The sequence below is a fragment of the Actinomycetospora sp. genome, assembly GCF_055612215.1.
On the sequence record NZ_JBVPVA010000144.1, the window covers coordinates 1 to 7887 of the forward strand.

Sequence of the window (7887 nt, forward strand, 5' to 3'; positions counted from 1 at the left end):
GCCATCCCGCCGCGGGCCTCGTCGAGCAGGTCGGCGACGGTGTCGCGGTCCTGGGCGAAGCCGCGGAGCACCTCCCGCTCGCCCACGTGGACCGCGCCGTCGTGCAGCCGGACGGTGGCGCCGTCGGCGAGGTCGGAGAACACACCGGGCCCGCAGTCGTCGACGAGCACGACACCGGCCTCGACGAGGATCTCGGGGCCGAGGTTCGGGTACCGCCCGGAGATCGACGGGGCCGCGTTGACGACCCCGACGACGCCCGCGTCCAGCAGCGCCGTCGCCGTCGCGCGGTCGAGGTCCACCTGGTCGATCACGGCGACGTCGCCGGGCCCGAGCCGGCGCAGGTAACCCGTCCCGACGCCGGCCCTACCGACACCGCCCGCGGTGGCGCGACCCAACCGGGCCGTCCCGCTGACGCCGGGTGGCGCCTCCGTCGTCCGCGTTCCCCGACCTGGCCATCGCATGGACCGATGGTGTCGGCCGGGCGCGCCCCGGCCACGCCGCCACGCCGACCGGACTGCCGCGCCTCACCCGGCTCGGGGACCCCATCCGTCACACGGACCCCACGAGTAGCCCGTCGGCCGGAACAGATCCGGCGTCTCGTCTCCGACGGCGCGTCTCAGCCGGCGCGCCGGCCCGGCCGCCGTTCGCCCCGGCCGCGGACCTTCGTGACCCCCTTCGTGATCGGGGTGGGCTCGGCCACCTCACCCGGTCGCTCCGCAGGACCACCGCTCCTGTCCCGGGCCGCCGCGGCCAGCAGCTCCTCGGCGTGCGCCCGGCCGGTCTCGGTCTCCTCGGTGCCCGCGAGCATCCGGGCGAGCTCCACGACCCGCTCCGCGTCGTCGAGGGTCCGGACCGAGCTCCGGGTCACGCCCTCGCTCGCGGCCCCCTTGTCGACCATCAGCTGCCGGTCCGCGTACGCGGCGACCTGCGCGAGGTGGGTCACGACCACGACCTGGTGGGTCTCGGCGAGCCGCGCGAGCCGCCGGCCGATCTCCACCGCCGCGTGGCCACCGACCCCGGCGTCGACCTCGTCGAACACCAGCGTCGGCACCGTGTCCGCCCCCGCGAGCACCACCTCCACGGCCAGCATCACCCGGGAGAGCTCGCCGCCCGAGGCGCCCTTGGCGATCGGCAGCGACGGGGCGCCGGCGTGCGGGGCGAGCAGCAGCTCCACCTCGTCCACCCCGTCGGGGCCGGCCACCACCCGCCCGGCGCCCGGCACCTCGAGCCCGGCCGGGTCGGTGGGCGTCGCGTCCTTGCGCCCGACCACGACCGTCACCGACGCGGCGGCCATCGCGAGCCCGTCGAGCTCGGCGGTGACCGCGCCGGCCAGGCGCTCGGCCGCCTCGGCGCGGACCGCGGTGAGGGCGGCGGCCCGTTCGGCGAGCTCGCCCCCGAGCCGGTCGGCCTCCGCGGCGAGGGCGGCCAGCGCCTCGTCGGACACGTCGAGGGACTCCAGCCGCTCGAAGGCGGTCCGCGCCCAGGCGAGCACGCCGGCGACGTCGGCGGCGTACTTGCGGGTCAGCCCCTTGAGCGCCGCCTGGCGCTCGAGCACCCGCGCGAGCCGCTCCGGGTCGGCCTCGAGCCCCTCGAGGTAGCCCGACAGCTCGGCGGCGACGTCGGTGAGCAGCGTCGACACCTCGGCCAGCCGCGGCTCGAGCGCCGTCAGCCGCGGGTCCTCGAGGCCGGCCAGGGCGCGGCGGGCCTCCCCGACGAACGCCGTGGCGTCCGGCTCGTCCCCCGTGCCGTCGGGCGGCCCCGCGACGGCCGCGAGCGCGGTGAGCGCCGCCGAGCGCAGGTCGTCCACGTCGGCCAGCCGGCGGGCCTCGGCGACGAGGTCGGCGTCCTCGCCCGGGCGCGGGTCGAGCGCCTCGATCTCGGTGAGCCCGTGGCGCAGCAGGTCGGCCTCGCGGGCCATCTCCCGGGTGTGCTCGCGGCGCTCGGCCAGTTCCGCGACCGCGGAGCGCCACCGCGCGCGGGTGCCGCGGTACCGGGCGAGGGCCTCCGCCGCGGGCGCCCCGGCGAACCGGTCGAGCACCGCGCACTGCTCGGCCGGGCGCAGCAGCCGCAGCGCCTCGTGCTGGCCGTGGACCGCGAGCGAGGCGTCGGCGACGTCGGAGAGCACCCCGAGGGGCACCGACCGGCCGCCGAGGTGCGCCCGCGACCGTCCGTCGGCCGACACCGTGCGGGCGGCGATGAGCGACCCGTCGTCGTCGAGGGCCGCGCCGGCGTCCCGCGCTATGCCGGCCGCATCGCGCGGCCCGTCCTCGCCGTCGGCCTCGTCGTCGGCCACGTCGTCACGGGGGTCGTCGGGCCCGTGGTCACCGGGCGGCGCCCCCGGCTCCGCCCCGGGCAGCACGTACCGCCCTTCGACGACCGCACGCGACGCGCCGCGACGTACCCGCGACGAGTCCGCGCGGCCGCCGCCCAGGAGGTGCAGCCCGGTGATCACCATGGTCTTGCCGGCCCCGGTCTCGCCGGTCACCGCGGTGAGCCCCGGATGCAGCTCCAGGGTCGCGTCCTCGATCACGCCGAGGCCCTGGATTCTCAGCTCGGAGAGCACGGCGTCACGATAACGACGGGGTCCGACACCCGGGGGCGAACACGCCGATCGGAGTCGAACACGTGGTCGAACGGTGGGTGGACCTCGGTGAGCGGACCGGGCAGGCCCGCGAACCGTCAGTCCCCGCGCCGCCCCCGCCAGCCCTGCACGGGCAGCTCGAACTTGCGCACCAGCCGGTCGGTGAAGGGCTGGCTGCGCAGCCGCACGAGCAGCACCGGCGTCGTCCCCCGCACGATCTCCACCCGCGAGCCCGGCGGCAGGTCCACCGTCCGGCGGCCGTCGCACACCAGCACCCCGGCGTCGCCGCGCTGGGACACCTCGAGCGCCACCCGCGACTCCGGGGACACCACGAGCGGGCGCGCGAACAGCGAGTGGGCGTTCGACGGGACCAGCAGCATGGCCTGCACCTCCGGCCACACCACCGGGCCGCCGGCCGAGTAGGCGTAGGCGGTGGACCCGGTCGGCGTCGCGCACAGCACGCCGTCGCACGCGAACTCCGACACCGGTCGGTGGTCGACCTCGAGGACCACGTCGAGCAGCTTCGCCCAGTTCGTCTTCTCGACGATCGCCTCGTTCAGCGCCCAGGTCCGCCCCAGTTCCTGCCCGTCGGAGCCGACCACGACGTCGACCGTCATGCGCTCCTCGACGCGGTAGGAGCGCGCGATCACCGCGTCCAGCACCTCGTCGACGTCGTCGAGGTCGGCCTCCGCGAGGAACCCCACCCGGCCCAGGTTGATCCCCAGCAGCGGCACGCGCGCGGACCGCGCGAGCTCCGCGGCCCGCAGCAGGGTGCCGTCGCCGCCGAGCACGATGACGATCTCGGCGCCGTTGGCCGCGTCGTCGTCGGGGTCGATGCGCAGCGGACGCTCGTCCTCGGGCAGCGCGTCGAACAGGTGGGCGTCGGTGGAGTACTCGTCGGGCATCACCCGCAGCGTGAAGCCGGCGGCGTGCAGCCGGGACGCGACGGTCGCGGCCACCTTCCGCGTGGCCTCCCGGCCGGTGTGGACGACGATCAGTGCGTCCCGCGCCACGGTCTCTCCCGTCATGTGGGGCCTGCCTGCACCGCTCGACGTACCCGTTCGGCGTCGCGGTCTGCGTCCTGCGGCGCCGTCGGGTCGACGCGGCGCAGCCGCAGGAAGTACTCGACGTTGCCCGACGGCCCCGGCAGCGGGCTCGCGGTCACGTCGACCAGTCCGAGGCCACGGTCGCGGGCGGCGGCGACGACACCGTCGACCGCCTCGGCCCGCAGCGTCGGATCCCGGACGACCCCGCCCTGCCCGAGCCGGTCCTTCCCCACCTCGAACTGCGGTTTCACCATCGGCAGCAGCTCGCCCTCGGGCGCCGTGCACGCCGCGAGCGCGTCGAGCACGAGCCGCAACGAGATGAAGGACAGGTCGGCGACGACGAGGTCGACCGGCCCGCCGATCGCCTCCGGGCGCAGGGCCCGCACGTTGGTGCGGTCGAGCACCGTCACGCGGTCGTCGGTGCGCAGCGACCACACCAGCTGCCCGTACCCGACGTCGGCGGCCACCACCTCGCGGGCGCCGCGGCGCAGCAGGACGTCGGTGAACCCGCCGGTCGACGCGCCCGCGTCGAGGCAGCGCCGGCCCTCGACGACGACGTCGCCGAAGGCCTCCAGCGCCCCGAGCAGCTTGTGCGCGCCGCGGCTGGCCCAGTCGTCCACGGTGCCGTCGGGCTCGGGGGCGACGACGACGGCGGCCGCGGTCTCCACACCCGTCGCGGGCTTGTGGGCCACGCTGCCGCCGACGGTGACGCGGCCCTCGGCGATCAGGGCCGCGGCCTGCTCGCGCGAGCGGGCCAGCCCACGGCGCACCAGTTCGGCGTCCAGGCGCAGCCGGCGGCTCGTCGTGCGGGCCACCGGCTCAGCCCCGGTCGACGTCGGCGAGCACGGTCACCAGGGCGTCGTGGAGCTCGGAGAACCGGTCCGCGTGCACGGTGGCGTCGAACCCGGCCTCCGGGGCGGCCTCGCCGGGGACCGCGTCGGAGGTCGCGTCGGGCTCGCGGTGCGGCCCGTCGAGGTCCGCGACGGCGGCCGCGGCCGCGCGCAGGCGCGTCAACGCCGCCGACGCCGCCTCGTCCGCCTGATCCACGCCCACCACGCTAACCGGTCCCGGCACGGGGCAGCGCGAGCGCGGCCACGACCTCGTCCGCGGTCTCGTCGCACGGTCGCACCGCGGGCTCCGCCGGCGGGTCGGTCGTGGCCTCGGCCCACCAGGCCCGGCAGAGCGCCCGGAGCGCGGCGAGCTGGGCGTCCCGGTCGGTCGCGGCGCCCTCGGGGGCGCGGAGCTCGAGCACGCCGTCCGCGACCCGGGCGTCCCAGTCGTGGTCGACGTCGACCCGGGTGGCGTCGAGGTCGGCGAGGGCCGCGAGGTCGGCGGCGAGGTAGATCGGGCGCTGGTGGTCCGGGGCCGCGAGGACCTCGGTGGCGGTCGAGACGCCGGTGAGCACCAGCAGCGTCTCGGCGTCGATCGCGTGGCCGCCCTCGACGTCGGTGTCGAGCCGGTCGCCCACCACCAGCGGCGACGAGGCGCCCACGCGCTCGACGGCCTGGCGCAGCAGCGGGGCCGCCGGCTTGCCCGCGACCTCCGGCTCGCGTCGGGTCGCGGTCCGCAGCGCCGCGACCATCGAGCCGTTGCCGAGCAGGATCCCGCGGTCGCTGGGCAGGGTCGGGTCGACGTTCGTGGCCACCCAGACGGCCCCGCGCCCGAGGGCGAGCGAGGCCTCGGCGAGCTGACGCCAGCCGGTGTCGGGGTTGTGGCCCTGCACGACCGCCATCGGCTCGTCGTCGGCGGAGCGCACCGGCTCCAGGCCGACCGCGCGGATCTCGTCGGCGAGGGCCTCCGTGCCCACGACCAGCACCTTCGCGCCCGCCTCGCACCGCTGCGCGACCACCGCCGCGCCGGCCTGGGCGCTCGTCACGACGTCGTCCTCGGTCAGCGTCAGGCCCAGCGACGCCAGGTGCTCGCTCACCGCGCCCGGCGCCCGCGAGGCGTTGTTCGTGACGTAGGAGACGGTCTGTCCCCGCTCGCGCGCGGCCTCGAGGGCCTCGACGGCCCCGGGGATCGCGTCGGGGCCCGCGTAGACGGTGCCGTCGAGGTCGACCAGCAGCGCGTCGTGCCGCGTCATCGGACGGGGTCCTCCACGGCACCGGCCCCGGTCGGGGTGGCCTCGTCGGCCTCGTCGTCGGCAGGCTCGTCGTCGGCAGGCTCGTCGTCGGCAGCGGCCACCTCGTCAGCAGCGGTCGTGTCAGCAGCGGTCGTGTCGGCGGCGGTCGTGTCGGCGGCGGTCGTGTCGGCGGCGGTCGTGTCGTCGCCCTCCACGAGGTCGTCGTCGCTGAGCTCGCCGGGCGGGGTGTCGATCCCCGCCGCGACGAGCGCTGCCCGCTCCTCGGCGTCGGTCTCGCAGTCCGTGTCGGTCTGGGCGGCGTCGAGGAAGGGCCGCACGGCGTCGTCGCGCCGGCCCGCGGCCAGCAGCGCCTCGCCGTAGGCGTAGAAGAGCCGCGGCGTCCACGGGTCCTCACGGCGGACGTCGAGGTCGGGGACCTGGAGCCCGACGACCGCGGCCGCGTACTCCCCGAGGTCCCGGCGCGCCCCCGACGTGACGACGAGGAGCTCCATCGCCTCGTCCCGGGGCAGGTCGGCCGACTCGGGGCTGCGGGCGATCTCGAGGGCGCGCTCCGGCCGGCCCAGCGCCCGCTCGGCGTCGGCCATGACGGGCACGTGGGGGGCGCCGCCCATCCGGCGGCTGGCCCGCAGCTCGGCGAGCGCCTCGGCCCACTCGCCCGCGTGGTACGCGGCGAGCCCGCACGCCTCCCGCACGACGGCCACCCGCGAGGCGCGGTGCCGCGCGAACCGCGCGTGTGCGAGCGCTGCCTCCGGGTCCTCGTCGAGCAGCTCCCCCGCCGCGACGAGGTGGCGGGCGACGATGTCGGCGAGGTCCTTGGGCAGGCCACGCAGGTCGCGCCGGACCTCCTGGTCGAGGAGCTCGGGGGTCACCTCGTCCGGCAGGGCCGGCTCGACGGGGCGCGGTAGGGCGTCCTGGTGCCGCCGGATCGGGCGGTCCTCGGCCCGCGGCCGCCGGTCGGCCGGCTCGGCGCCCGTGGTCCGGCGGTCCCGACGGTCGTCGGCCCCGCGAGGACCCCGACGGTCCCCGGCGCCGGATCGGTCGTCGCGTCGCCCGGCCGGAGCGCCGGAGCGCTCGTCGCGGCGGTCGCTCGGCCGGCGCGGGCCCCGGTCCTGCCCGCGGGTGTCCCCGCGACGGTCGCCGCCACGATCCCCGCGCGGACCACCGCGGCGGTCGTCGAACCCCTGGTCGGGGCGGTTACCCGTGGACGCCGGGCGGCGTTCGCCCCGCGTGGCGTCGCCCTGCGGGGTGCGCGTGTCGTCGTCCTGGCGCCGGGGTCGCTGCCCGCGGTCGTCGTCGCGGACGCGCCCGCGGTCGTCCCGCGGACCGCCGCCGGAGCGCCCGTCACGTCCCCGCGGGCCGTCGGTGCCACCACGCCGGTCCCGGTCGGGGCCTCCGCTGCGGAAGCCCTGGGCACGGGTGCCCTCGGGTCGCCCGCCACGGGAGGCGGTGTCGCGGGCCGAGGCGTCACGCGGCCCGCCGGTGGGCCGGCCACCGTCCCGGTCCCCGCGTCCGCGTTCGCCGCCACCGGCGCGGTCGGGCCGGTTCGCGTCGGGGCCGGCGCGGCGCTCACCGCGGTCGCCACCGCCGCGGGCCTGCCGTCCGGCGTCGGAGCCGTAGCCACCGCGGCGGTCGCCCCGGCCCTCGTCGTCACGTCGGGGAGGCCGCCCGGAGGTGGGGGCCCCGGTCGACGTCGAATCCCGGCCACCCGAGCCGCGGCCGGACGGGCCCTCGCGACGGGTACCGGTGCGGCCACGGTCGTCCGTGCCGCCTCGGGGCCGGCCGCCGCGGTCGTCGCGGGGGCCCCGGCCCTCGGGCGCACGGCGCGGGCCGCCACTCGTCGAGCCCTGGGACCGGCCACGGGAGTCGCCGCCGCGTGGGCCGCCGTCACCGCGGGAGTCGTTGCGCGTCGAGGAGGGGCGGTCGGGACGGCCGTCCTGTGGATCCACGGTCATCGATCGTCCTCCTGACACGACGAAACGGGGCAGGACGCAAGGGTCCTGCCCCGATGTGTCGCGCGGCCGAAGACCGCGCAGTTCGCTGTAAAGATGTGTCACGCACTCTTGGGTGGGGGTGGTTGGGTGTTCCGGCGGTGTCCTACTCTCCCACGACCTGGCGGTCGCAGTACCATCGGCGCTGGAGGGCTTAGCTTCCGGGTTCGGGATGGGTCCGGGCGTTTC

Annotated in this window: 6 protein-coding genes, 1 rRNA gene and 1 pseudogene; all 8 read right to left on the minus strand. The window is 77.6% G+C overall.

What is annotated here, in order from left to right; translation table 11 throughout:
• Positions 1-311, minus strand: a pseudogene (locus tag AC0CYZ_RS03960) (putative cytokinetic ring protein SteA); the annotation flags it as partial.
• Between the two features lie 305 nt (positions 312-616).
• Positions 617-2563, minus strand: coding sequence for a DNA repair protein RecN (gene recN, locus AC0CYZ_RS03965; RefSeq protein WP_472212550.1), 1947 nt, complete (start codon positions 2561-2563; stop codon positions 617-619).
• Positions 2564-2679: 116 nt separating this feature from the next.
• Entirely contained in the window at positions 2680-3609 is a 930-nt protein-coding gene (locus AC0CYZ_RS03970) for an NAD kinase (RefSeq protein WP_472212552.1), read from the minus strand.
• The gene (locus AC0CYZ_RS03975; RefSeq protein ID WP_472212555.1) at positions 3606-4442 is read right to left on the minus strand and encodes a TlyA family RNA methyltransferase; all 837 of its coding nucleotides are present in this window, start codon (positions 4440-4442) and stop codon (positions 3606-3608) included. Before AC0CYZ_RS03975 ends, AC0CYZ_RS03970 begins: the two co-directional genes overlap by 4 nt.
• A 4-nt stretch (positions 4443-4446) precedes the next feature.
• Positions 4447-4674 (minus strand): hypothetical protein, encoded by a 228-nt coding sequence (locus tag AC0CYZ_RS03980; RefSeq protein WP_472212557.1) that lies wholly within the window; start codon positions 4672-4674, stop codon positions 4447-4449.
• A gap of 10 nt (positions 4675-4684) precedes the next feature.
• Positions 4685-5710, minus strand: a complete 1026-nt coding sequence (locus tag AC0CYZ_RS03985) for an HAD-IIA family hydrolase (RefSeq protein WP_472212559.1) — start codon at positions 5708-5710, stop codon at positions 4685-4687.
• Positions 5707-6579 carry a hypothetical protein gene (locus tag AC0CYZ_RS03990; protein WP_472212561.1) on the minus strand — a complete coding sequence of 291 codons (873 nt, stop codon included), beginning with the start codon at positions 6577-6579 and terminating at the stop codon, positions 5707-5709. Before AC0CYZ_RS03990 ends, AC0CYZ_RS03985 begins: the two co-directional genes overlap by 4 nt.
• 1212 nt (positions 6580-7791) lie before the next feature.
• Positions 7792-7887: ribosomal RNA gene (gene rrf / locus AC0CYZ_RS03995) — 5S ribosomal RNA — on the minus strand; the annotation flags it as partial.